General features: G+C 41.7%; 28 protein-coding genes. 4 read left to right on the top strand and 24 right to left on the bottom strand.

From position 1 onward, the window contains the following. Positions 1–123: 123 nt before the first annotated feature. The 17 genes from I6N90_RS09365 to I6N90_RS09445 all read right to left on the bottom strand — a co-directional run bounded on the left by I6N90_RS09365 (position 124) and on the right by I6N90_RS09445 (position 14421). Positions 124–1782: a spore germination protein gene (locus I6N90_RS09365; RefSeq protein WP_197935252.1), complete on the bottom strand. Its 1659-nt coding sequence runs from the start codon at positions 1780–1782 to the stop codon at positions 124–126. Between the two features lie 34 nt (positions 1783–1816). Beyond that, positions 1817–2245, bottom strand: a complete 429-nt coding sequence (locus I6N90_RS09370; RefSeq protein ID WP_197935253.1) for a stage V sporulation protein AB — start codon at positions 2243–2245, stop codon at positions 1817–1819. Beyond that, the gene (locus I6N90_RS09375) at positions 2238–2888 is read right to left on the bottom strand and encodes a stage V sporulation protein AA (RefSeq protein ID WP_197935254.1); all 651 of its coding nucleotides are present in this window, start codon (positions 2886–2888) and stop codon (positions 2238–2240) included. The genes I6N90_RS09370 and I6N90_RS09375 overlap by 8 nt, the downstream gene beginning before the upstream one ends. Positions 2889–3018: 130 nt before the next feature. Beyond that, positions 3019–3774 carry an RNA polymerase sporulation sigma factor SigF gene (sigF, locus tag I6N90_RS09380; protein WP_197935255.1) on the bottom strand — a complete coding sequence of 252 codons (756 nt, stop codon included), beginning with the start codon at positions 3772–3774 and terminating at the stop codon, positions 3019–3021. Positions 3775–3793: 19 nt separating this feature from the next. Beyond that, a complete protein-coding gene (gene spoIIAB / locus I6N90_RS09385) occupies positions 3794–4240 on the bottom strand; it encodes an anti-sigma F factor (RefSeq protein ID WP_197935256.1) in 447 nt (148 codons plus the stop codon). After that, complete coding sequence (gene spoIIAA / locus I6N90_RS09390; protein WP_197935257.1) at positions 4237–4590, bottom strand: anti-sigma F factor antagonist; 354 nt, start codon at positions 4588–4590, stop codon at positions 4237–4239. The genes spoIIAB and spoIIAA overlap by 4 nt, the downstream gene beginning before the upstream one ends. A 144-nt stretch (positions 4591–4734) precedes the next feature. Beyond that, positions 4735–5907, bottom strand: coding sequence for a D-alanyl-D-alanine carboxypeptidase family protein (locus tag I6N90_RS09395; protein WP_197935831.1), 1173 nt, complete (start codon positions 5905–5907; stop codon positions 4735–4737). A gap of 265 nt (positions 5908–6172) precedes the next feature. Continuing rightward, positions 6173–7507, bottom strand: coding sequence for a pyrimidine-nucleoside phosphorylase (locus I6N90_RS09400; protein WP_197935258.1), 1335 nt, complete (start codon positions 7505–7507; stop codon positions 6173–6175). 25 nt (positions 7508–7532) lie between these two features. Further along, entirely contained in the window at positions 7533–7703 is a 171-nt protein-coding gene (locus I6N90_RS09405) for an aspartyl-phosphate phosphatase Spo0E family protein (RefSeq protein WP_197935259.1), read from the bottom strand. Between the two features lie 109 nt (positions 7704–7812). Then, positions 7813–8637, bottom strand: a complete 825-nt coding sequence (locus I6N90_RS09410) for a purine-nucleoside phosphorylase (RefSeq protein WP_197935260.1) — start codon at positions 8635–8637, stop codon at positions 7813–7815. A 21-nt stretch (positions 8638–8658) separates the two neighbouring features. Beyond that, positions 8659–9843 (bottom strand): phosphopentomutase, encoded by a 1185-nt coding sequence (deoB, locus tag I6N90_RS09415; RefSeq protein WP_197935261.1) that lies wholly within the window; start codon positions 9841–9843, stop codon positions 8659–8661. Positions 9844–9874: 31 nt separating this feature from the next. After that, on the bottom strand, positions 9875–10765 hold the full coding sequence (gene xerD / locus I6N90_RS09420; RefSeq protein WP_197935262.1) for a site-specific tyrosine recombinase XerD: 891 nt from the start codon (positions 10763–10765) through the stop codon (positions 9875–9877). 114 nt (positions 10766–10879) lie between these two features. Next, positions 10880–11113, bottom strand: a complete 234-nt coding sequence (locus I6N90_RS09425; RefSeq protein ID WP_197935263.1) for a DUF4227 family protein — start codon at positions 11111–11113, stop codon at positions 10880–10882. Between the two features lie 104 nt (positions 11114–11217). After that, positions 11218–12360: an alanine dehydrogenase gene (gene ald / locus I6N90_RS09430; RefSeq protein ID WP_197935264.1), complete on the bottom strand. Its 1143-nt coding sequence runs from the start codon at positions 12358–12360 to the stop codon at positions 11218–11220. A 155-nt stretch (positions 12361–12515) separates the two neighbouring features. Continuing rightward, a complete protein-coding gene (gene fur, locus I6N90_RS09435; RefSeq protein ID WP_197935265.1) occupies positions 12516–12977 on the bottom strand; it encodes a ferric iron uptake transcriptional regulator in 462 nt (153 codons plus the stop codon). A gap of 92 nt (positions 12978–13069) precedes the next feature. Continuing rightward, positions 13070–13687 (bottom strand): stage II sporulation protein M, encoded by a 618-nt coding sequence (gene spoIIM / locus I6N90_RS09440; protein WP_197935266.1) that lies wholly within the window; start codon positions 13685–13687, stop codon positions 13070–13072. A 128-nt stretch (positions 13688–13815) separates the two neighbouring features. Then, positions 13816–14421: an NUDIX hydrolase gene (locus I6N90_RS09445; protein ID WP_232242823.1), complete on the bottom strand. Its 606-nt coding sequence runs from the start codon at positions 14419–14421 to the stop codon at positions 13816–13818. 55 nt (positions 14422–14476) lie between these two features. On the opposite strand from I6N90_RS09445, the gene mciZ reads away from it, so the two are divergent. After that, on the top strand, positions 14477–14659 hold the full coding sequence (gene mciZ / locus I6N90_RS25435; RefSeq protein ID WP_197935267.1) for a Z-ring formation inhibitor MciZ: 183 nt from the start codon (positions 14477–14479) through the stop codon (positions 14657–14659). Here mciZ and I6N90_RS09455 read toward each other — a convergent pair whose 3' ends face one another. Further along, positions 14660–15790, bottom strand: a complete 1131-nt coding sequence (locus tag I6N90_RS09455; RefSeq protein WP_197935268.1) for a M20/M25/M40 family metallo-hydrolase — start codon at positions 15788–15790, stop codon at positions 14660–14662. Positions 15791–15873: 83 nt separating this feature from the next. Between I6N90_RS09455 and prli42 the strand changes: the two genes are divergently transcribed. Then, positions 15874–15972, top strand: a complete 99-nt coding sequence (gene prli42, locus I6N90_RS09460; RefSeq protein ID WP_197935269.1) for a stressosome-associated protein Prli42 — start codon at positions 15874–15876, stop codon at positions 15970–15972. A 1-nt stretch (position 15973) separates the two neighbouring features. On the opposite strand, the gene lipB is transcribed toward prli42, so the two are convergent. From lipB to lpdA, 5 genes are all read right to left on the bottom strand, one after another. Then, positions 15974–16669: a lipoyl(octanoyl) transferase LipB gene (gene lipB, locus I6N90_RS09465; RefSeq protein WP_197935270.1), complete on the bottom strand. Its 696-nt coding sequence runs from the start codon at positions 16667–16669 to the stop codon at positions 15974–15976. 16 nt (positions 16670–16685) lie between these two features. After that, positions 16686–18008: a dihydrolipoamide acetyltransferase family protein gene (locus tag I6N90_RS09470; protein ID WP_442950952.1), complete on the bottom strand. Its 1323-nt coding sequence runs from the start codon at positions 18006–18008 to the stop codon at positions 16686–16688. A gap of 39 nt (positions 18009–18047) precedes the next feature. Next, on the bottom strand, positions 18048–19031 hold the full coding sequence (locus I6N90_RS09475; protein ID WP_197935272.1) for an alpha-ketoacid dehydrogenase subunit beta: 984 nt from the start codon (positions 19029–19031) through the stop codon (positions 18048–18050). Further along, positions 19031–20065, bottom strand: coding sequence for a thiamine pyrophosphate-dependent dehydrogenase E1 component subunit alpha (locus I6N90_RS09480; protein WP_197935273.1), 1035 nt, complete (start codon positions 20063–20065; stop codon positions 19031–19033). Before I6N90_RS09480 ends, I6N90_RS09475 begins: the two co-directional genes overlap by 1 nt. 99 nt (positions 20066–20164) lie before the next feature. Next, positions 20165–21592, bottom strand: coding sequence for a dihydrolipoyl dehydrogenase (gene lpdA, locus I6N90_RS09485; protein ID WP_197935274.1), 1428 nt, complete (start codon positions 21590–21592; stop codon positions 20165–20167). Positions 21593–21821: 229 nt separating this feature from the next. Between lpdA and I6N90_RS09490 the strand changes: the two genes are divergently transcribed. Beyond that, positions 21822–22115, top strand: coding sequence for a DUF2627 domain-containing protein (locus tag I6N90_RS09490; protein ID WP_197935275.1), 294 nt, complete (start codon positions 21822–21824; stop codon positions 22113–22115). A gap of 129 nt (positions 22116–22244) precedes the next feature. Beyond that, positions 22245–22409 (top strand): mechanosensitive ion channel protein MscL, encoded by a 165-nt coding sequence (locus I6N90_RS09495; RefSeq protein ID WP_197935276.1) that lies wholly within the window; start codon positions 22245–22247, stop codon positions 22407–22409. Here I6N90_RS09495 and I6N90_RS09500 read toward each other — a convergent pair whose 3' ends face one another. Then, entirely contained in the window at positions 22410–23600 is a 1191-nt protein-coding gene (locus I6N90_RS09500; protein ID WP_197935277.1) for a PQQ-like beta-propeller repeat protein, read from the bottom strand. It lies immediately after the preceding gene. Positions 23601–23619 lie beyond the last annotated feature (19 nt).

The following is a 23619-nucleotide window of genomic DNA, read 5'->3' on the forward strand; positions in this document are numbered from 1 at the left end:
CCCCTCGCTTTTCCTCTACCGTTTCGGCAGAACGATTATAGTTTGCATCAATAGCAACAGTATAACGCAAGAGGAGCGCTTCCGTAATGGATAATTTCACATTTCATTTGTATTTTTGCACATTTACTCCGGATTTGGCATCTTGTCCATCTCTTGCGGGCGTAATATGTTAGGGCGAGTTCGATTATGCAATACAGGCTGGCGAATAATAATGTTCCAAAGTGCCATTACATCGAACGGGATAACTGGCCACATATAGGGTCTATTCACCGAACGCTCATTGACAAGGAAAATCAATATTGCAGTCGTTGTAATGACAAATCCTGCTACATTAAAAGCAGCTACAGCCGTTAACAACAATAACCTAACAATACGATTGGCAAGTCCAAGCTCATAACTAGGAGTAGCAAACATACCTATCGCTGCAATCGCCATGTACAAGATGACCTCATTAATGAAAACACCCGTTTTGACAGCAATGTCTCCAATCAAAATAGCTGCAACAAGCGACATGGCGGTCGCCAGTGACTTAGGTGTATGCACCGAAGCCATACGCAATAAGTCAACCCCAATCTCCGCTAATATAAACTGTAAGTAAAGTGGTATTTTACCTGTCTTATTTGGTCCAATAAATTCCAGGATCGCAGGCTTATATTCAGGATGCATGACAAACAGAAGCCATAACGGCAGCAAAAACAACGATGCGAATATCCCTATAAATCTTACCCATCGCAAATAGGTTCCAATAAATGGAGTCTGCCTATTTTCCTCTGCGTGCTGCATGAGATCCATATACCCTGTAGGCAAAGTCATCACGCTTGGTGAAGTGTCCACAAAGATCGCAACTGCACCTTCTAGCATATGTGATGCTACTGTATCCGGACGCTCAGAGTAACGAACAAGCGGGAATGGGCTCCAACCTCGCTTAATGGTTGCTTCCTCCAGTTGCTTATCTGCAAGCGGAAGACCGTCAATTTTGACCATTGAGATCTTATCTCTTATGGACTTCAACATTTCCTTATCAACAATATCATCAATATATGCGATACAAACGTCAGTTTGTGTGCGTTCCCCAACCGTTACTAGCTCATAGCGCAACATCGGATCACGTAATCTACGCCTTACGAGGGATACGTTGACCATTAATGTTTCGATAAACCCGTCACGACTGCCTCGTACAACTTTCTCTAATGAAGGCTCCTCAAGTCCACGTGCTGGAAAGTTTTTTGCATCAATTTTGATTGCACTTGTCTCTCCATCAATAAAAAAGGCAGTCGCACCAGACAATACAACATACATTAGTTTATCCCAATCATCTTCGGCCTCAACCTGGGCTGCAGGTACATAGAGGTCTAGGAAGGAATGCAGCACACCACTGCTTAAATCTTCTGACTCGAGGTATGTAAGTCGTTTTAAAACCTCAGTCAAAATCTCTTCTTTTGCTAGCCCATTCATACAAAACATAGCTGTACGTTTCTCACCAAACGTCATTTCTCGTACAACAATGTCAAAGCTAGTCTTATATCCGATCTCATCTTCAAGCCTTTTAAGCACATCATCTAACTTAGATGGAATACTTCTTTTCTTCTTGTCATCCTTTTCGGAACTCGATGATGATTTTTGACTACTGGAATGCTCCTTTTGCTCAGAATCAGAACGTTCAGACTCCTCACTTCGCTTTTGTGACTCTTCTTGACGTTGTTCGTCTGGTATTAACAATACCGATGGAACATTGTTCTCATCATCATTTCCTTGTCCATGTTCATCTTGCCAATTACTCATAAGATGGTCACCCCATTCATGTTAAACTATAAAATTACCACTGGAATACGAGCCAATCGAATAGTGATCCAAGTGTCTTACCCAACACCATTGCCATAACTAAACTTGCTATAAATTTCGAAAGCTTCATTCGCTTAGCGAGAATAGGCAACACATTCATTACTTCAGTTAAAGCAGCAGCAAGCATACCTACGAATAGTCCATCAAATAGACCTATGATACTAATCAAACTTAGACTCTGTAAGCTAAATTTCCAATCCATAAAATCCGCAAAAGTCCAATAAAGTGATCCGCTAACGATAGCTGTTTCAAACCATTTGGACATCCTGTAAGCTCTAGCAAGTTGGGCTAGTCTTGGTATCAGATCAAATACGATCAGAAGTGCAACTAACCCACTTCCTACTGCTAGCCCCCCTGCAAGCCCCAATATTGCAATGAACAAATTAGTCGCTAGTTCAATCATATGGACCATCATCTTGTTGGTTGTAATGATTTTTTTTTCGCATTTCATCTGCAATAACATAATCATTAACGTTTTCTTGATATCTAAACAACTCAACTTCTAATGGATTAGGCTCTTCATTGAATCGTTTCTTAAAGATATGGTTAAAAAAAAGCACCATCCCAAGGCCAATGCCAATCGAATACGGTATCTGGAACCAAAGTGGATGATCTTCCCGCTCCCCTGTAATGAGCTCAACTATTCGAATATGAACATCCTTCATATTCACATCTGTGTGAAAGTTCATGACAGCAAGTCCCGCACCAAAAAAAAGTAATAGCCACGCTAACACAAGTACAACATATCGCGGCTTTACTGGCTTCTCAGAAACCATAATAAGCACTTGGGGATCACCGTAAGCTTCAACAGTCATATCGGGCGAGAGTTGACGTATCGACTTGACGATTTGTAATAAATCGATAACGACCCTGTTTCCATCCGCTTTGCAGTGCTTGTAGAGCACAATTCCATTGAGCTGTTCTTCCATTTCATGATCATCTGTCAGTAACCTAGCTACTTGCTTCAAGGAAACCGTTTGTTCCGGTTTAATGTAAATTCTTCTTTTGAGTCGCAGATAAAGGACCGCATGGCTGGAATCACCCATATGTCATCCTCCCTCCTGCCTATACTTGGTGAGATCTCCATTAGTATGAGACAAGGAGGATAAGGATACTCAGGCAATTTCATAAAATTTAATAATTAGGCACTCCATGACAAAAAAAAGATCAAACCGCCTATTGGGCGATCTGATCTCGTATCGATTGTAATATTTTTTTCTCTAATCGTGAAACCTGGACCTGTGATATACCTAGCCTGCTGGCAACTTCAGATTGCGTCTTGTCGCGATAGTATCGTAAGTATACGATAAGCCGTTCACGCTCGTTAAGTCCCTCGATCGCTTCTTCGAGTGCCATCTTATCAAACCAGCGATCTTGCGATTCGTCAGCTATTTGATCCATTAGTGTTATAGGATCTCCGTCGTTTTCAAATACTGTCTCATGAATAGAGGTAGGTGGTTTATTAGCTTCCTGAGCGAACACCACATCTTCCGGCGTTATACCTAAGCGTTCCGCTACTTCGGAAATAGTGGGCAGTCTTCCCAACGTTTTGGACAGCTCATCCTTCATCTTACGCACTTTATTAGCTGTCTCTTTAAGCGATCTGCTCACCTTCAACGTTCCATCGTCTCTTAAGAAACGTTGAATCTCACCGATAATCATTGGAACAGCATACGTCGAAAATTTCACGTCATAAGATAAATCGAATTTGTCAACGGACTTAAGTAAGCCGATGCAACCAATCTGGAATAGATCCTCTGGCTCGTACCCCCGATTGATAAACCGCTGAACGACAGACCATACGAGTCGGATATTGCAGCTAACAAGCGTATCTCTTGCTAACGTATCGCCGGATTGACTTAAAGCGATAAGACGCTTAACTTCCGCATCATCCAGATAAGGCTGGCCTGATTGCTTCATATCGACATTCATGAGGCTCAACCCCTATGCTCTAATTATAGAGCGCTTTTTTTGACTCGATGCGTTTCAGCATTTCAACGCGAGTACCGCTGCCTACTGCGCTTGTAACTTCAAAACGGTCCATGAAATTTTCCATAATCGTAAATCCCATACCAGACCGTTCAAGCTCCGGTTTAGACGTATAAAGAGGCTGACGAGCTAGTTCCACGTCTTCAATTCCACGTCCTTCATCCGAGATCGCTATCGAGACAGTATCTCGATCAATCGAAGCTACAATTGTTACTTGACGAGTTGCATCACTCTCATAGCCATGAATGATTGCGTTCGTCACTGCTTCAGAAACTGCTGTTTTAAGATCGTTTAACTCCTCCAGAGTCGGATCGAGCTGGGACACGAAAGCAGCAACTGCTATCCGTGCGAAGGCTTCATTTTCCGAACGAGCGCTGAACGAAAGATTCATTTCGTTTTTTCCAATCATGACACCACCTCCAAACTTGAAATAGCAGTTCGTTCATTGTCTTGAACCGATATGATTTTGAACAACCCCGACAATTCAAACAATCTTCGAACGCCCGGATTGATATCACATACGACCATTTTTCCACCTTTGTTCTTCACTTGCTTGTACCTGCCCAAAATAACGCCAAGCCCCGAGCTGTCCATAAACTGTAGTTCTTTGAGACTTAGAATGACATGACTGACGTTATCCCGCAAAAGCGACTCTTCCATCTTAAATCTGACGTCATTAGCGGTATGATGGTCAAGTTCACCATGAAGCCGTACAATTAGCACGTTGCGGTAATGCTCCAATTCGATTTGCAGACTCATTCAGCTGTTCATCTCCTTTTCGGGTAATGGTTACACTCGCCGAGATAAAACTAGCAATTCTCCAAATGAGCACTGTATTCCTGCACACCGACAAAACTAGAAGCATACCGCTATGAGATGACAAAAAATGTACGTAATTATACGCTAATGAAAGAGGCCACTAGCTGAACGCTTCAACATATTCCACCAACTAGCTTTATCCACATCTTGAGGTGATGCTATGTCATATTCCTTTAATAACTGATCACCTTGATAAATATGAAGCTTTCCGAGTTGCTGTCCCTCTTTGACAGGTGCTTTAATATTGTTGTCTAGCTTTAGCTCATACCTAATATCTTTTGTTTGACTTCCTTTTTTCAATAAAAGGCTATATGGCTGCTTAGCAACTAACTGTAATTGTGATTCCATCCCTTTTTCAACCCTAACGGCACCCATCGTATCTCCTTCACCGATGATAGGATAGTTCATATATTGAGCGAATGAATAGTCAAACATTTGCGAAACTTCAACATTACGTTGTTTTGTTGTAGGTTCACCCATCACAACTGCGACCATTCGAAGATTGTCTCTTTTCGCAGTTGCTGTTAAGCAATATTTCGCTTCACTCGTAAATCCTGTTTTCAATCCGTCCGCACCGCTATAAAAGCGCACCAACTTATTCGTATTTACTAACCAAAACGGTTTAGGAGATGATTTACGCAAATAATCTTGATAGAGACCTGTATATTTGGTCACTTCACTATGTTTAAGCAACTCTCTCGACATAACAGCAATATCATGCGCTGAAGTGTAATGTCCTTCCACAGGCAGACCGTTTGGATTAACAAAACGTGTGTCGTTCATTCCTAATTCTTGCGCCCGTTTGTTCATTAGTGCTACAAACTGTGATTCCGTACCCGCAAGCTTCTCTGCCATAGCTACTGAAGCATCATTTCCAGAAGCAAGTGCAATACCTTTGATCATATCATCAACTGACATTTCTTCGCCTTGTTCGAGAAAAATTTGTGATCCACCCATAGATGCTGCATATTCACTCGTACTCACTTGATCGGTTAACTTAATTTTTCCTTCATCCAATGCTTCCATGATGAGCAACAGAGTCATTACTTTCGTAATACTTGCCGGTGGGAGTTTATCGTGACTGTTTTTCTCATAAATGACAGTACCACTCTCAGCGTCCATTAAGATAGCCGACCTTGCAGATGGCGCTAAGTCAACTGCTGCTAAATTATTTTCCGCAGCCAACCTTTCTTCCGCGAACGCGGTAACTGGCAGTGCAAGTGCACACACCAACGTTAATGCAACAAATGATGTCATTCGAATTTTCAACGTAATGTCCTCCTGATGGAAATGTGTTGTATTACGATTTCAGTTAACGCCACAAATCGGTTATATTTTCCTTTTCAGTGTTGACGAATGATATGCAATTTATTCCACCTCGCTTCTAACAGAGACGATACTTTTGTATGTAAGCTCAATTCTGCACAAAAAAGAGCCTACTGAGAAAACTCAGCAGGCTCTTTACACGTAGGGTCATCGCCTCTAGCATGTAATATCAATTTATTATTATTTCAATACAATTCTATTCACTATAACGTGTTATACCATCTACCGTTACGACAGATAACAATAGAGGACGCGCAACTGGACGATCTTGCTGGATTTGGAATGCACGACGTACACGTTCAGCAACTCCGGCAGCACTTTCGTTCTGTTCACGGATATGAAGCGTTGCTAACGTTTCGCCAGCTTTTACCGCTTCTCCAACCTTTTTGCGAAGAGTGATTCCTACAGCATAATCAATAACCGCTTCCTTAGTAGCTCTACCCGCTCCAAGCACCATCGCTGACAAACCAAGCTCTTCAGCTTCTATAGCGTGTACATAACCGGATTCTGTTGCTGTTACCTCTAACGTGTGCGGCGCCGTAGGAAGCTTACTAGCGTCGTCTACGAAGCTATCGTCGCCACCTTGTGCAACAATGAACGTCCGGAATTTAGCTAAAGCCTCGCCGTTATGAAGTTGCTTGCGAAGCAATTCTTTTGCTTCATCGAAGCTTGCTGCTTTTCCACCAAGAACGACCATATGAGCTCCAAGCACTAGACATAACTCAGTCAAGTCCTCAGGTCCTTGTCCTCTTAGCGTATCAACAGACTCTAATACTTCAAGTGCATTACCGATTGCATAACCAAGCGGCTGATCCATGTCACTAATGACAGCAGCAGTCTGGCGTCCTACTTCAGAACCAATCGCAACCATTGCACTAGCCAATTGCTCTGAACGTTCGACAGTTTTCATAAAAGCTCCACTGCCTGTTTTTACATCTAGAACGATAGCATCTGCACCTGCTGCAATTTTTTTGCTCATTACTGAGCTTGCAATAAGTGGAATTGACTCCACTGTAGCCGTTACATCACGAAGCGCATATAACTTTTTGTCAGCTGGGGCCAAATCACCACTTTGTCCAATTACAGCTAAGCTGATATCGTTTACTTGGTTCATAAATTGTTCGCGTGTTAATTCAGTATGAAAACCTGCGATCGATTCAAGTTTATCGATAGTACCGCCCGTGTGACCAAGTCCACGACCAGACATCTTCGCAACAGGTACTCCAACAGATGCTACTAAAGGACCAAGAATAAGTGTCGTTTTGTCGCCTACGCCACCAGTACTATGTTTGTCTACTTTAATGCCGCTGATCGGTGAAAGATCCACTTGATCACCTGATCTAGCTATTTCAAGCGTAAGCGCAGCAGTTTCACTTGCTGTCATACCTTGAAAAAGAATCGCCATCGCCATTGAAGACATTTGGTAATCAGGTATTTCACCTTGGTTATATCCATTTATCAAAAATGAAATTTCTTCAGCGTTAAGTTCTCCGCCATCACGTTTTTTTTGTATTAAATCTACTGCACGCATGTTCTTCCTCCTCAGTCCTTCGCAATTAGGTCACTTTTGCAAGCGTACGGCGTTCAGATTGCACCCGAACAATAATTTCATCCAATGTTTGGCTAAGTACCAAAACATCACGATGCAATAGATTTTGTTCAGAAATCGCCGTCTCAACCATTTCATTGCGCAATTGCTCTAGTTGTATTAGTAAGTGCTTGTCCATTTTTAGGTCCACTCCATCTTTCTATGATCATGGACATTATACGACGAACAATAGATAAAACACTGTCAAATTGAGTCGAGCTAAATGTTACAATTATGTTACAAAAAAGTTACATCTTAGCGATTAATGCCGACACAAGACCTAAGAATTGGGACTTGACATGTTCTGCTGTTTCCATAACTTCATCATGTGACAAAGGTTGATCCAAAATGCCAGCAGCCATATTTGTAATACAGGAAATACCTACTACTTCCATACCTGCATGACGTGCCGCGATAACTTCAGCAACAGTCGACATTCCGACAGCATCTCCACCTAATGTACGAAGCATACGGATTTCTGCTGGCGTCTCGTAAGTAGGTCCTAGCAACCCAACATAAATACCTTCTTGCAAAGAGAATCCTTGTTCAGTAGCAATTTCAGTAGCAACGGCACGAAGACGTTTGCTATAGGCTTCGGACATATCCGGGAATCTAACGCCTAGCTCATTATCATTTGGTCCGATAAGCGGATTTTTACCTGTCAAATTAATGTGATCAGAAATTAACATTAGATTGCCTGAAGCAAAGTCAAGATTGATTCCACCAGCAGCATTTGTAACTAGAAGTGATTGTGCTCCAATCGCTTTCATTACACGTACAGGGAATGCTGTTAGCTCAGGGCCGTAACCTTCATACATGTGGAAACGTCCACGCATAAGAACAACATTTCTACCGGACAATTTACCAACTAACAACTCACCTGCATGGCCTTCAACTGTAGAAACCGGGAAATGTGGAATATCATGATATTGAATCGTTACTGCTTCTTCAATAAGGTCGCCAAGTACACCAAGACCTGACCCCATAATAAGGCCAATTTCAGGTGTTACATTGATTTTCCCTTGTATGTACTGTGCTGCTTCCTTAATGTGTGCTGCTGTTAGTTGATTCATGTAAATTTCCCCCTAAAATGATTATTTTGTTTCGAGTCGATCTAAGAAACTTGCTCCATTTGGAGGAGCTGCTGCACTGAAATTGTTAGCAATTGTTGCTCCCAAATCAGAAAACGTCGAAGCGATTGGTAGTTCTCTTGTCGCTTTAAATGCAGGGCTGTATAAAAGTACCGGCACGTACTCGCGAGTATGATCAGTACCCGGATGAGTAGGATCATTACCATGATCGGCAGTGACGATAAGAAGATCCTTTTCACCAAGTACACTTTCTAGTTCAGGTAATGCTTGATCAAACTCCTCAAGTGCACGAGCGTAACCTACAGGGTCACGACGATGTCCATATAAGGAATCGAAATCAACCAGATTCGTAAACATCAAACCTTTAAACGGCTTTTTCAAACGTTCGATCGTTTGTCTAATGCCATCAGCATTACTTTTTGTCGGTGAGAACTCGGTAATTCCTTCTCCGTCGAAGATATCATTTATTTTGCCAATGGCAATTGTATCATATCCGCCCTCTTTAAGTGCATCCAAAACAGTTGGTTCAGGCGGTTTTACTGCATAATCGTGACGATTTGATGTACGCTTAAAATCACCAGGTACTCCATTATATGGTCTAGCAATAACACGACCCAACGTAAAACGCTCATCCATCGTCAATTCTCTTGCGATTTCACAAGCACGGTAGAGCTCATCTAGTGGGATAATATCCTCATGTGCTGCAATTTGGAAAACGCTATCAGCTGATGTATAAACGATCCAAGCACCGCTTTTCATCTGCTCTTCGCCTAGCTCATCCAATATTTCAGTTCCACTTGCCGATTTATTTCCGATCACTTTACGTCCAGTCCGCTCTTCAAATGGTCCAATTAGCTCAGGTGGGAATCCATCTGGAAACGTTTGAAAGGGAACAGTAAGCTTAAGACCCATAAGCTCCCAATGACCAGTCATCGTATCTTTACCGACTGAAACTTCTGCCATTTTTCCATAATATGCACGAGCAGCTTCGTCTCCAGCTTTCCAATCAGCTATTGAAGCAATGCGGTCTAATCCCCAACTACGAAGATTTGGCAACGATAAATCCTTTACCTGTTCTGCAATGTGACCTAATGTGTGTGAGCCCTCATCACCAAATTCTGCTGCATCAGGCAACTCACCAATACCAACACTATCCAATACAACTACCGTAATACGTTCGAATTTCATTTTGTCATTTCCTTCCCTTCACCCTCAATTGTTAAGCTCTGGGGTGAGCACTAGTGTAGGCTTCTTTCATTCTTGTTTTAGTCACTTGTGTATACTTTAATGTCGTCGCAATATCGGAATGACCTAACAATTCCTGTACCGTTCGAATATCTGCTCCATTATCGAGGAGATGAGTCGCTACAGAATGTCTAAGCGTGTGAGGTGTAATCTCCTCGTTAAGTTTAGCTTCTTTTGCATACTTTTTAATCATTTTCCAAAATCCTTGTCTCGTCATCCTTGTTCCCAAATGATTGAGAAACAATGCGGAGTCAGGCTCACGCCCAGTAACTAGATGTTCTCTGCCAGCATCCAAATAGGACGTTAGCGCAGCACTAGCATGACTACCGATTGGTATGACTCGCTCTTTCATACTTATGCCTACACATTGGATATAACCTAGCGAGAGGTGTAAATGTTCCGTATTAAGCGATACAAGCTCAGTTACTCGAATGCCTGTCGCATATAGTAGCTCCAACATTGCTTTATCTCGTTTACCTGTTGCACTTACCGTGCAAGGTGTATCGAGCAACGTACTCGTTGTAGCAACAGTGAGCACTAGCGGTGGTTTTTTCTCCTGCTTTGGCGCTTCCATATGAATGGTAGGATCTTGTACGATTATGCCTCTCAAAGCTAAGTAATGAAAGAATGCTCTTACCGATACAATGTGCCGAGATATAGTAGCTGCCTTTCGTCCTTGCTCCTTGAGCAAAACCATATATTTGGAGAGATGATGTCTTTGTACCGTTGCCCATTCCGATATCCCTTGATCTTCAGCATAACCAACAAAGCTTACTAAATCTCTTTCATAAGAAGCCAGTGAATTTGCAGAAAGTCGTTTCTCCATCTGCAAATGCGAAATATAAAGATTCAATTGAGCTTTCATTATAACTCCCTTTCGCAGATGTCGCCATAATGACTGACTGTTCCTCAGAAGATTTCAACATTCGACATGCAAAATCCTTCTTTTTTCAATTGACACTTGTTGGTTGCTAATTTGCTATTCACCATACCAATAAAACCATCGAAGTCGATCAGCAGTATTACCTTGCTCTGGAGATTTCGGATCAGTGACAAACACTTTCACCGCATCCCCTTTCGGCTTCTGGTAAGGATGAATCGGAGATATAACTTCAACAAGAAATCGATATCCACCAGCCGCAAAAAAGAGTAGTATGATGAACACGATAATAAACAACAGTCGGTTCAACCAGCCCTGCAACGAAAACACCATTCATACCATCCTCCCCCTAATATGGACAACCTACAGTCTCTGTCCCTATCACCATATGAAGGAGAACATTTGAATATGATTAGAAGTGGTCATCACCTATTTTTTCAAGGCAATAGCTGATCATATGAAATACTGTTAAGCCCGTCTTCTATTGGTGTATACGCTAGACCAATTGCTTTCGCCACTTGTTCATTTGTAATCAAACCTTTATGTGTGTTCACACCTTTGCGAAGTGGTAAACTCGATCTTAGTGCTTCCAATCCACCATTTGCTAGTTCCATCGCGTAAGAAATCGTTACATTCGTTAGGGCAAATGTAGATGTTCTTGGCACTGCACCAGGAATGTTTGCGACAGCATAATGCAAAACACCATGTTTAATATAAACAGGGTCTTTATGAGTTGTAGGACGATCTACAGTTGCAATTGATCCACCTTGATCTACAGCAACATCAACGATTACTGAGCCCTTTCTCATCCGTTCTACCATTGGCTCTGTTACAAGATGCGGGGCTTTGGCTCCTGGAATGAGTACAGCACCAATAACTAAATCTGCATGACTAACAGCTTCCGCAATATGATAAGGACTCGACATAAGTGTTCGTATGCGACCGCCAAACACCTCATCCAAATATCGCATTCTGTCCGCACTCTTCTCAATGATAACGACATTAGCACCAAGACCAAGCGCCATCCTAGCTGCATTGGTACCAACGATACCTCCACCTATAATAACCACATCAGCTGGAGGCACACCAGGAACACCACCAAGCAGAACTCCCCTTCCGCCATTAAAAGCTTCCAGAAATTGAGCCCCAACCTGAACAGCCATTCTCCCTGCAACTTCGCTCATTGGGGTCAGTAGTGGTAAGCTGCCATTATCCAATTGTATCGTTTCATAAGCGATAGCAGTCACACCTTTATCAACAAGCGCTCTAGTTAGCTCATGTGCAGCCGCAAGATGAAGATACGTAAATAAGAGAAGTCCGTTTCGAAAATATTGAAATTCTTCTTGAAGTGGTTCTTTCACCTTCATAATCATATCCGCTTTAGCCCAAACTTCCGAAGCTTCAGTTAATATCGAAGCACCTTCTCGAATAAAATCTCCATCCTCAAATCCGCTTCCTTCACCAGCTCCAGTTTCGATAATTACTGTATGACCTGCCGCAGTTAACATCGTTACTCCAGCAGGCGTTAGTGCCACTCTATATTCACTTTGTTTGATTTCTTTAGGCACACCAATGATCATGAAGTTACCCTCCTATTTTGATCTTCTCAGCGATACCATTTCCAGCATTGGCCTAAAATATGTGTATGCGCACCGAATCGAATAGGAGACTTTACATTAATTTACTTATAAATGCCAAAACGGCTTGCTCTCCATAAAATGGATTGCACAGCCGTTTAATTTGAAGGTGGATTTTCATTTTTCTCTCTGCAGCGGCGACAAACGCCTTGGAAATCTAATCGATGATCTACGACAAAAAATCCGTATTCGAGCTCAAGACGTTCCTCTAACGGAAGGAGCCAATCATCCTTAATCTCATCCATTGTACCGCATTGAACACAAATAAGGTGGTGATGATGATGTTTATTGCTATCCGTACGTAAATCGTATCTCGCTACTCCATCTCCGAAATTAAGTTTCTCAACAACATGCATCTCGCTCAATAGCTCTAATGTACGATATACCGTTGCCAAACCAATTTCTGGAGCTTTATCCTTTACGAGCATAAAAACATCTTCAGCACTTAAATGGTCTTCTTCATGTTCTAACAAAACTCTTACTGTTGCTTCTCTCTGCGGGGTCAGCTTGTAGCCCTGCGATTGCAACTGTTGCTTAATCTTATCAATCCGGGCTTCCATGATTTCCCCCCTGCTACATGTCTGCGCCTTTAACAGAAAACGTTTCCTTTCATTATAGGGGTTAACCATTAAGAAAGTCAAACAATTTGCCCTCAAAGAATGCCGTTATGGAGCGAAATAAAAGGAGCGGCCCAACTTATTAATGGGGGTGAAATATAAGCTTCAAATAACGATGCCCCTGCAAATATCAGCAACATAATAATGGTTGTTGAGGTGAATGATCCCAGCTCCGGCAGAAGTTCTCCTTTTTGCTGAAGCAGTCTATTTTTCACAATATAGGTACCAAACGAAATAGCTGCTGCACTTGTGATGACAAGAGCGGGAATCGCTATTATATTCTGAGGTGCCACAGCAACTAAAGAAAAAAGGACTCCCTTCCACGCGTATTGTTGTAACAATACACCAACCGAAAATCCAATGAGAGTACCTTTAAGAAAGTTCAGTATTAAGATGACAGGGATTCCAACCACCGTAATTCCTAACAACCAAATCAACATCAGCCACTTAAAATGGAAAAAGAATCGTTCCCAAAATACATCTACCTCGTTGGAACTAACTCCACCGTCCATAAGCTGTATATATTGTTTCACTTCACCTGATAACTCCTGTTGTTGTTCAAGAGTCAATGCGTTAACAAGAAGAGCACCAAATATACCTCCTACAACAAAAAGAACAGAAACAAATATATAAAGGTTGTAATGATATTTCATAGAAAAAAGCCCCCTCACAAGCAACTTAGAACGAAATAGATCTCAAACCTTCCGAAACGTAATAAGGGAATGGTTGTCCTCTATTCATCCTATGCTTGCGACGAAGCCGCTATGACGAGTTATAAGACCTACAGCTTACCGCTGAGCAGATACTGCTTCCATGCATACACAGCTACAATCGTTTTGGCGTCGCTAATACGCCCTTCTGCAATATAAGCGTCCGCTTGCTCGATCGTTATAGCTTCGACAACTATTTCTTCATCGTCATCCAAGCTCTGTACACCACGCTCTACATCATCCGTAAAGTAGAGGTATGTCTTCTGATTTGAAAATCCTGGTGAAGTATAGAACGAGTTGATTAATGTAAGATTTTTTGCGCGATAACCCGTTTCCTCTTCTAGTTCCCGACCAGCAGCAACTATAGGATCTTCGTTAGCATCAAGTTTACCCGCAGGAATTTCAATTTGAAACTTATCAATTGCTTTCCTGAATTGATCGACAACAATGAGTTTCCCATCAAGCAAAGCGATCACTGCCGCCGCACCTGGATGTTTAACGATTTCACGTGAAACCGTACGTCCATCAGCTAGCGAAACGGTGTCGACTTGCATAGAAAGAAACGTTCCTTGATAGATTGACTCCGTTGCAATCGTTTCTTCGCGCCAAAGCTTATGCTTCGTCTCTTTCGCCATCAGAAAGTCACACTCCCTTTCTTCCACGCTTTCTATCAGCATAACTTGTCCTGCCCGTGCATACCTATTCAGTATCAACGTATAGGAGATGAAGACAATGAAACAATATATTGCTCCAAAACATTTGCGAATAGTAGGAAAAGGATGGGAGATCCGTCATCAGCTACGCAAACTAACTGCTGCTAATGACAGATTGCAATTAGATCATTTTACTAAAGGACTTCCTCCCATTAAAGTGAAGCTCGGTAATTACAATTCCACTACTTCAAGAAATAATTAATTATTTCGTAGCTGCTTGTTTAATAATCTCAACTACTAATTGCGTTGTTTTTACAAGATCTTCGACTTTAATCTGTTCCTTCGTTGTGTGGATATACTCATAACCTACAGCTAAATTAACCGTTGGCAATCCTAGTCCATTAAAAATGTTAGCGTCGCTTCCACCACCGGAATGGAATGTTCTTGGAGTAGCACCAATTGCAACGATTGCTTTTTTTGCTAGTTCAACAACAGCATCGCCATCTTTATATTCATAAGCTGGATAAATAACTTCACTATGGAATTCTCCACGAGCCCCATATTCTTTTGCTGTGCTTTCAACAGCTACGCGCATTGCTTCCAACTGTGCATCTAACTTGTGCTGAACGATACTGCGTGCTTCTGCATCAATCTTCACATAGTCGCACACGATATTCGTTGCGCCGCCACCCTCAAATCTACCGATGTTCGCTGTCGTTTCAGAATCGATTCGACCAAGTGACATTTTCGCTATCGCTTTTGCAGCCACTTGAATCGCACTAATTCCGTCTTCAGGATTTACACCAGCATGTGCTGATTTCCCGTACATCTTGATCGTTACTTTTGCTTGCGTAGGTGCAGCAACAGCGATATCACCGATCGAACCATTCGAGTCCAAGGCATAACCAAACTCCGCTTCCAGCTTCGATGCATCAAGCGCTCTAGCTCCTAGAAGACCTGATTCCTCGCCAACTGTAATGACAAATTGGATACGGCCATGAGGGATATTCTGCTCTTTCAATACACGAATAGCTTCGAACATAGCTGATATTCCGGCTTTATCGTCAGCTCCCAAAATTGTTGTACCATCGCTGCGGATATAACCATCTTCATCCAATTGCGGTTTAATGCCTTTACCAGGCGTTACAGTGTCCATATGACATGTAAAGAAGATCGTTGGTACTCCTTCTCCTCCATTACTTGCCTCTAACATTGCAAATAAATTGTTTGCTCCATGCCCTGTTTTTGCTGCCGCGTCGTCCTCACTTAACGTCAATCCGAGTGCACCAAACTTTTCTTTCAATACAATACTAATTTGCTCTTCATGTTTTGTTTCGCTATCCACCTGTACAAGCTCCATAAACTCTTGAACTAAACGATCTTTTTGTATCATCCTATTTCCTCCGCCCATTCTTTTGTTTACAATAGAAGTATTGAGTTACCTAATCTGCGTTTATAGAAAGGAGATATTACCGTATGCGTCAACAAAAAATAATCCGAATTGTAGCCATTGTTGTAGCTGCTGCATTATTAATTACAACCATTTTCGCCGGAATTGGTGCCTTCTTTTTATAGGCTAATCTACTTTGCAATTAAATTGGTTCAGGAAAAATGGCATTATGCCTTCGGCCGCTTCTTGAACAGTCATAGAACTGCCTGTAAGGTCATTAAAGGACGTCACGCCGTATTGTTCAATGCCGCATGGAATAATACCACTGAATCCTTCTGATGCTATGCCAGATTTAATATTGAGTGCAAAACCATGGCTCGTAATAAAGCCTCTTCTCTTGCGGGCTTTATTAAATTTAACACCAATAGCAGCAATTTTTTCATCACCAACCCATACACCTGTATATTCTGGTTTTCTGCCTGCTTCTATACCATACTGTGACAGCCAATCGATAATGACTTGCTCCAAACTTCTTAGGTAAGCATGGAGATCGAGTCCAACCGCGTCAAGGTAAAGAAGTGGATAGCCAACCAGTTGTCCAGGACCGTGATAGGTAATGTCACCGCCTCGATCAATTTCAAACAATGATATCCCCTTTTCACGTAGCTCCGCTTCATCTAGCAGCAAATGTTCTGGATGTTTGTCGGAACCCATCGTGTATGTAGGCGGATGCTGAAGAAGGAGCAGCGTCTCAGAACGCTCCTCCGTATCAATTTGTTTGATATATGATTTTTGTAAATCCCATGCTTCAGCATAAGGAAGCATGCCAATGTACTCGGATTCTAACCGTCTAGAGTAAGTATTTGCTCCCGCTTCCGTCATGATGATATCTCCTTCTCTAGTACAATTTACTTTCAATTGTATAGCTTTCCATGTTTTCCTTCACACGTTGCAGGAATCTGCCACAGATCACTCCATCTAATATCCGGTGATCTAATGATAGACATAGATTAGCCATCGATCTAATTGCTATCATATCATTTATGACAACTGGGCGCTTTACAATCGATTCAAATGTTAATATCGCTGCTTGAGGATGATTGACAATCGGATACGATAGGATAGAACCAAAAGAACCCGTGTTATTTATCGTAAATGTTCCGCCTTGCAAATCAGACAACGTTATTTTTCCATCACGTGTTTTACGTGCAAGTTCGTCGATTTCCTTAGCAAGTCCAGCGACATTTTTATGATCCGCATTTTTGATAACTGGTGTTATAACGGAATCCTCCGTACCTACTGCTAGTGAAATATTAATATCGCGTTTTACGATAATTTTATCACCGGCCCATGATGAGTTCATAATCGGATAATCCTTGATCGCATTAACGACTGCCTTTAATAAGAAAGCAAGGTAAGTTAGATTAATTCCTTCACGCTTCATAAACTCGTCCTTCAGTTTGTTGCGCAGTACGACCAAATTCGTAACATCGACCTCAACTGTCGTCCAAGCATGCGGAATTTCACTAACGCTTCTATGCATGTTTTTAGCAATCGTATTACGCATATGCGTTACATCAATATACGTTTCGCCTCGTCCTGGACTTTCAGACTCTTTAATTTCTATCTTAGGTAGGCGAGGTGTCTCCGACAAATGGATGCCTGATGATCGCACTTGTGCTCGCGGATCTACTGTTGAAACAGGCTGAACCGTATTCGCACTTGTTGATAGATTCGCACCAGATGCAACGTAAGCAAGCACATCTTTACGAGTTATACGGCCTCCTAGTCCAGTACCAGTTAAATCCGATAGACGAACGTTATGTTCACCAGCTAATTGCTGAACAGCTGGCGAGAATCGATTACGCATAGGTGCATTCTCATCCATCTTCATGGCAACGGCTTCATTTGTAGCCACATTAGCTCCGATAGAAGCCGTTCCATTTTCAACCAACTGTTCTTCAGTAGCTTCTGTTTCGATCAAACAAATCGTTGTACCAACAGGCACATTTTCTCCGTTGCCAACTAAAATCTTCACCAATGTACCAGACACTGTTGATGGTAGCTCAGCGTTTACCTTATCCGTAAGTATTTCACAAATTGGTTCATAAATATCAACCCAGTCTCCTGGTTGCTTCAACCATTTATCGATCGTAGCGGATACTAATGACTCTGCAAGTTGTGGCACTGTAATCTCTGTTAATGTTTTCATTTCAACCAACTCCCAACTGTCCAAGCTTTTGCAAGCTCTGCGGATAGGTTAATATAACGCTAAATTTTTCATCGCTTCTTTTACTTTGTCTTTGTTTAACAAAAAGAACTTTTCGCCCGGAGGATTGATTGGCATTGCCGGTACATCAGGTCCGCATAAACGCATAATAGGTGCATCAAGCTCAAAGAGAAGTTCTTCTGCTATAATTGCAGATACTTCAGCACCAACACCACCTGTTTTGTTATCCTCATGGATAATCAATACTTTACCAGTTTTACGAACAGACTCCAAAATGGCTTCTTTATCAAGTGGCTGTAACGTACGAAGATCAAGAATATGAGTACTAATTCCTTCTTGTTGCAATTCTTCAGCCGCTTGTTCAACGAAACGTAGAGGCATGCTATATCCGATAACCGTTATATCATCGCCTTCTCGCAACACATTTGCAACACCAATTGGAACAATATAATCTTCTTCTGGAACTTCACCATTGACAAGCTTATAACATTTTTTATTTTCGAAATAAATGACTGGATCTGCATCACGTACTGCCGCTTTTAATAATCCTTTAGCATCGTACGGTCGATATGGAGCAACAATCTTCAAACCAGGCGTCCCGAAAAATACGGATTCTGTACATTGTGAATGATATAGACCTCCAAACACACCGCCGCCAATCGGCGCTCTAATGACGACCGGGCAAGTCCAATCGTTATTGGAGCGATAACGAATTTTGGCTGCTTCACTTATAATCTGATTTGTTGCTGGAAACATGAAATCAGAATATTGCATTTCAGCTATCGGCTTCATTCCGTACATCGCTGCTCCAATGGCTACACCGGCAATTGCAGACTCCGCAAGTGGAGTATCCATAACTCTCATTTCACCAAATTGCTCATGCAAACCTTTTGTCGTCGTAAAGACGCCGCCTTTAACGCCAACATCTTCACCAAGAACGAAAACGTCTTCGTCTCGCTCCATCTCTTCTTTCATAGCTAACCGAATAGCATCGATATAATCCATAACAGCCATTAGCCTTGTCCTCCTTGCTCAGCATCTTCCGCATAAACATGCAGCATTGTAGATTCTGGTGTTGGAAACGGTGCTTTATCTCCATATGCAGTAGCATCGTCAAGCTCTTTGCGAATAGCCGCTTCTAATTCTGTTTCAAGCTCTTCGTTCCAAAGGCCACATTCAATCAAATATTGCTTGAACTTAGGGATACCGTCTTTTGAACGATGCAAGTCAACTTCTTCTTTTGTTCGATAAGCTAAATCGTTGTCGGATGTGGAGTGTGGGGAAACCCGATACATCATCGCTTCGATCAGTGTAGGCCCTTCTCCTGACACCGCACGCTCACGAGCTTCCTTAACAACTCGGAACACTTCAAGCGCATCATTACCATCAACCTGTAAGCCTGGGAAGCCATAACCAATAGCACGATCGGCAACTTTGCCGCCCAATTGCTTATGTATAGGCACTGAAATAGAATATTGATTATTTTCACACATGAAAATAACTGGTAGTTTATGAACACCTGCGAAGTTGCAACCTTCATGGAAGTCTCCTTGATTGCTTGAACCTTCACCAAATGTTACAAAACTAACAAATGATTTTTTCTTCATCTTTGCTGCCAGTGCAATACCTACAGCGTGTGGAACTTGTGTTGTTACTGGACTTGAGCCTGTAACGATACGAAGCTTTTTTGAACCGAAATGACCCGGCATTTGTCGTCCGCCACTATTTGGGTCCTCTGCTTTTGCAAATACAGACAACAACAAATCGCGGAGCGTCATTCCAACCGAAATGACAAAGCCATAGTCACGGTAGTATGGCAAAAAGTAATCATTATCGCGATCTAGAGCAAATGCTGCTGCAACTTGAGCCACTTCTTGTCCGATTCCGGATACGTGGAAGTTAATTTTGCCAGCACGCTGCAATAGCAACATTCTTTCGTCAAATTTTCTAGATTTCACCATCGTTGCATACATCTCAATCGCTTGCTCATCGCTAAGCCCTAATTCGAGATGACGATGATTTTTTACATGTGTAGTCACTTTGGTCATAAAGGTAGTCCTCCTTATTTGCCAGCTCTTATAACCTGGTACTAAGACCTCGTCTTACTCATTATAACCTCTTTTTAAGTAAAAGGAAATCCGACCTCTTTAAAAGGCAATAGACTTCCCATCAACTGCGAGCATCGCTTCGCCTAACGCTTCAGCAAGTGTAGGATGAGGATGAATCATTGAACCTACTTCCCAAGGCGTTGCATTCAACCACCCAGCTAAAGATGCTTCAGAAATCAAGTCGGTTGCATGTGGACCAATCATATGCACACCCAATATATCATCCGTCTTACGATCTACAATCACTTTTACGAAACCTTCCGCTTCACCCATAACTAAAGCTTTACCTATCGCTTGAAAAGGGACTTTACCAATCTTCACTTCATGTCCTCTCGTACGGGCACCATCTTCTGTTAATCCATACGAAGCTATTTCCGGACTTGAATAAATACACCTTGGAATTAGATGATGTGGTACTTGAGCTGTTTTAATACCACTAATATGATCAGCTGCTGCTAATCCTTCATGAGCTGCAGCGTGTGCTAGCTGAACTCCACCGATAGCATCTCCAATTGCATAGATATGAGGCTCAGTTGTCTGACCATTACCATTTACTTCAATAAAGCCGTTGTTCGTTCTAATATCGGTATTCTCGAGTCCAATACCCTCTATGTTTGCAACTCGTCCAATTGATACAAGCAGTTTCTCTGAAGTTAAAGTAACTTCACCATCTGCCGTCGATGCTTTAATACTAATACCTTCTACATTAACAATGTAACTTTCAGTATTGAGTTGTACATTAGTCAATATACGAACTCCTCTGCGACGAAGTTGCTTCGAAAGTTCAGCCGAAACTTCAGTATCCTCACCTGGCAACAATCGTGATCCTGTCTCAACAATTGTAACTTCAACGCCAAAGTCAGAAAGCATAGAAGCCCACTCAACACCTATAACTCCACCACCTACAATCAACATTGATGTAGGAAGCTCCTCCATTTGTAGTGCGTGGTCACTAGTCAATATATGTATGCCATCCGGCTCTAAACCTGTCAGTTCCCTTGGACGTGACCCAGTTGCAATAATTAAATTGGTTGATACAACGGAATCCATCTCGCCGTCAGCAAGTTCAACTGCAAGTGATCCACTTTTAGGCGAAAAGATCGAAGGACCTATTACTCTGCCTCTACCATTAATAATTTCAATGCCATGTTTTTTCATCAAGCCTTTAAGACCTCTATGTAATTGTTCAACTGTACTTTCTTTACGCAATTGCACTTTGTTAAAGTCGAGTGAAATAGCACCATCTGCCACATCGATGCCGTACACACTAGATTGTAGAAGTGTACGATATACTTCTGCACTTCGCAGGAGCGACTTGCTAGGAATACAACCTTTATGCAAACAAGTTCCTCCTAGCTTGTCCATCTCGATAAGCGCTACCTTCTTACCTGCTTGCGCTGCACGAATGGCTGCCGTATATCCGCCTGGACCGCCTCCAAGAACTGCTACATCTACCGTTATCGCCATACTCTCGCCTCCAATAATTACTACAATATATGATTATACCTTAATTTCATGCCCAGTCTATTATGTTCTAACCTAAATAAGCCGCAGTACTATTGTACTTGTTTTTGGTTCGTTTTTCACTTCCAACTTACAAAATAGACACCTTACTCAGAAAAAGGTATGATAGAAAAAGCCAATCTGAACGCACTAACGTAAGTATACCGCAACTGAATAAGGAGAAATCACATTAATGAAACTTTTGATATCACGTTTTATTGCTATTTTATTCCTTGTCATCCCTGGTTTGATTGCTTGTTTCGGATTTTTGAAAATAAAAGATTCCCTATTCAATTATTTTTCCGAATTCGGAAATGATGCGATTACACCTAATTTTGAATGGCTAACATTTATACTCGGGATTTTCATGTTTGCCGTAGGAGCAGGTTTCATCGGTGGCTGGATCTTCTTCCGAGATCGTAAACGTAATTATGTAGCTCCAAGATTCAAAGAAAAGCGCCCTCGTCCGCCAAAGCCACAAGGCTAGCGTCGATGGCGCTTTTTTTACATTGCGTGTATACTCCCGTCCAAACATTACATTGTTTATATATTGTTTTAATACCCATTTAATAGTTCAGCGTTACAATGTGACTAACAATATAAATGAGGTGAAAACATGAACATTGTATTCGATGTATTTGTTAATGGAAAGATGACTGAAACGATTCGACCAAATAAGTCTCGACTTAGAGATTTGCAAATCTTTATTGCTGAGGAAGCAGCAAATCTTATACGCAAATACGGTAATAACGTATATTTGAGCCGCAGAGTTGAATATTAACTAATGTAGTGCATTCACATAACCATCCTGTGACGAATAATAGATGACCCCATCACCAATAACTGGTGAGGAAAGGATCGGAAACTTCCCGCCTTCATATCGCCACAGTTCCTTACCTGTATCGAGGTCCACAGCATAAAATGCATCTCTAGGATTAATTGTTTCTGTGTACGCAGTACCGAAATATACGATATTACCAGCGATTGACGGCGAGCCAAACACTCTAGTTTTCTCTACCTTAAAGTCAAAAACAAGCTTATTACTCGTTCGGTCAAATACATGTACAACATTAGCATCAGATGACCCAATAACAACAAATTTATCATTCACCGCAGCAGATGAGCCAAGCCAAGAACCACTTGGTGACTGATAACTCCATAGCACCTCGCCTGTTTCTCCTTTAGTTCCATAAACAAATTGATCTCGTGATCCGTAATATAGTATTCCTTCTTTGTAAGCTAAACCACCATGTAATAACCCGTGATTAATTGACCAAAGCTTTTTCCCCGACGACTGCTCTAGCGCTGTTACCGCCCCTGAAAATTCTGCAATAAAAACTTTATCCTCTGCAACAACTGCTTTCCCATGTACAGCTGATTCAGTATTAAAAGTCCACTTAATCTCCCCATTTATTCGATTCAACGCATAAAATGATTTACCTTCGGAACCTATATAAATCGTATCCTCCACGATAGCTGGAGAAGAAATATAATAATCCCAGTGATCACTAATAATTTGATTTGCCAAGCTATCATCTAATTTATTTTCCCAGATAACTGTGCCCGATGAAGCTTCCAGCGCATACATAGTTGAACTTCCATCCATAAAATAAACTGAATCGTTAACTACTGTAGCAGAAGAACGAATTTTTCCATTCGCCTTAAATGTCCACTTTTTTGATCCGTCCGAAGTATTTATAGCGTAGAATGTTCCTTCTTCATCACCGATGTACAGCAAATTACCTGATAGAACTGGCGAACTATTCGTCTTCTCATTCAGTTTAAATTTCCACTTCAATCCTGTAAGCTTTGGAAGACCACTTGCTTCAAATACGCCAGTGTTCTGAATGTCACCTCGATACTCGTTGCTTACCTCTCCTTCTTTCCCCTCATTACCTTTACTTCCATTCGAACAGCCTGCACCAATAACAACTAAAACCATAACGATCATTACTGTCCAATAGTTTCTCATTTGTTTCCCTCCGACATCT

Origin of the sequence: Paenibacillus sp. GSMTC-2017 (genome assembly GCF_016019935.1) — a bacterium.
GTDB lineage: Bacteria > Bacillota > Bacilli > Paenibacillales > Paenibacillaceae > Pristimantibacillus.

Bases quoted from the DNA above. Each gene is read 5' to 3' on its own strand.
- I6N90_RS09365 (WP_197935252.1), bottom strand. From the start codon at position 1,782: ATGAGTAATTGGCAAGATGAACATGGACAAGGAAATGATGATGAGAAC.
- I6N90_RS09370 (WP_197935253.1), bottom strand. From the start codon at position 2,245: ATGATTGAACTAGCGACTAATTTGTTCATTGCAATATTGGGGCTTGCA.
- I6N90_RS09375 (WP_197935254.1), bottom strand. From the start codon at position 2,888: ATGGGTGATTCCAGCCATGCGGTCCTTTATCTGCGACTCAAAAGAAGA.
- sigF (WP_197935255.1), bottom strand. From the start codon at position 3,774: ATGAATGTCGATATGAAGCAATCAGGCCAGCCTTATCTGGATGATGCG.
- spoIIAB (WP_197935256.1), bottom strand. From the start codon at position 4,240: ATGATTGGAAAAAACGAAATGAATCTTTCGTTCAGCGCTCGTTCGGAA.
- spoIIAA (WP_197935257.1), bottom strand. From the start codon at position 4,590: ATGAGTCTGCAAATCGAATTGGAGCATTACCGCAACGTGCTAATTGTA.
- I6N90_RS09395 (WP_197935831.1), bottom strand. From the start codon at position 5,907: ATGACATCATTTGTTGCATTAACGTTGGTGTGTGCACTTGCACTGCCA.
- I6N90_RS09400 (WP_197935258.1), bottom strand. From the start codon at position 7,507: ATGCGTGCAGTAGATTTAATACAAAAAAAACGTGATGGCGGAGAACTT.
- I6N90_RS09405 (WP_197935259.1), bottom strand. From the start codon at position 7,703: ATGGACAAGCACTTACTAATACAACTAGAGCAATTGCGCAATGAAATG.
- I6N90_RS09410 (WP_197935260.1), bottom strand. From the start codon at position 8,637: ATGAATCAACTAACAGCAGCACACATTAAGGAAGCAGCACAGTACATA.
- deoB (WP_197935261.1), bottom strand. From the start codon at position 9,843: ATGAAATTCGAACGTATTACGGTAGTTGTATTGGATAGTGTTGGTATT.
- xerD (WP_197935262.1), bottom strand. From the start codon at position 10,765: ATGAAAGCTCAATTGAATCTTTATATTTCGCATTTGCAGATGGAGAAA.
- I6N90_RS09425 (WP_197935263.1), bottom strand. From the start codon at position 11,113: ATGGTGTTTTCGTTGCAGGGCTGGTTGAACCGACTGTTGTTTATTATC.
- ald (WP_197935264.1), bottom strand. From the start codon at position 12,360: ATGATCATTGGTGTGCCTAAAGAAATCAAACAAAGTGAATATAGAGTG.
- fur (WP_197935265.1), bottom strand. From the start codon at position 12,977: ATGGAAGCCCGGATTGATAAGATTAAGCAACAGTTGCAATCGCAGGGC.
- spoIIM (WP_197935266.1), bottom strand. From the start codon at position 13,687: ATGAAATATCATTACAACCTTTATATATTTGTTTCTGTTCTTTTTGTT.
- I6N90_RS09445 (WP_232242823.1), bottom strand. From the start codon at position 14,421: ATGCTGATAGAAAGCGTGGAAGAAAGGGAGTGTGACTTTCTGATGGCG.
- mciZ (WP_197935267.1), top strand. From the start codon at position 14,477: ATGAAACAATATATTGCTCCAAAACATTTGCGAATAGTAGGAAAAGGA.
- I6N90_RS09455 (WP_197935268.1), bottom strand. From the start codon at position 15,790: ATGATACAAAAAGATCGTTTAGTTCAAGAGTTTATGGAGCTTGTACAG.
- prli42 (WP_197935269.1), top strand. From the start codon at position 15,874: ATGCGTCAACAAAAAATAATCCGAATTGTAGCCATTGTTGTAGCTGCT.
- lipB (WP_197935270.1), bottom strand. From the start codon at position 16,669: ATGACGGAAGCGGGAGCAAATACTTACTCTAGACGGTTAGAATCCGAG.
- I6N90_RS09475 (WP_197935272.1), bottom strand. From the start codon at position 19,031: ATGGCTGTTATGGATTATATCGATGCTATTCGGTTAGCTATGAAAGAA.
- I6N90_RS09480 (WP_197935273.1), bottom strand. From the start codon at position 20,065: ATGACCAAAGTGACTACACATGTAAAAAATCATCGTCATCTCGAATTA.
- lpdA (WP_197935274.1), bottom strand. From the start codon at position 21,592: ATGGCGATAACGGTAGATGTAGCAGTTCTTGGAGGCGGTCCAGGCGGA.
- I6N90_RS09490 (WP_197935275.1), top strand. From the start codon at position 21,822: ATGAAACTTTTGATATCACGTTTTATTGCTATTTTATTCCTTGTCATC.
- I6N90_RS09495 (WP_197935276.1), top strand. From the start codon at position 22,245: ATGAACATTGTATTCGATGTATTTGTTAATGGAAAGATGACTGAAACG.
- I6N90_RS09500 (WP_197935277.1), bottom strand. From the start codon at position 23,600: ATGAGAAACTATTGGACAGTAATGATCGTTATGGTTTTAGTTGTTATT.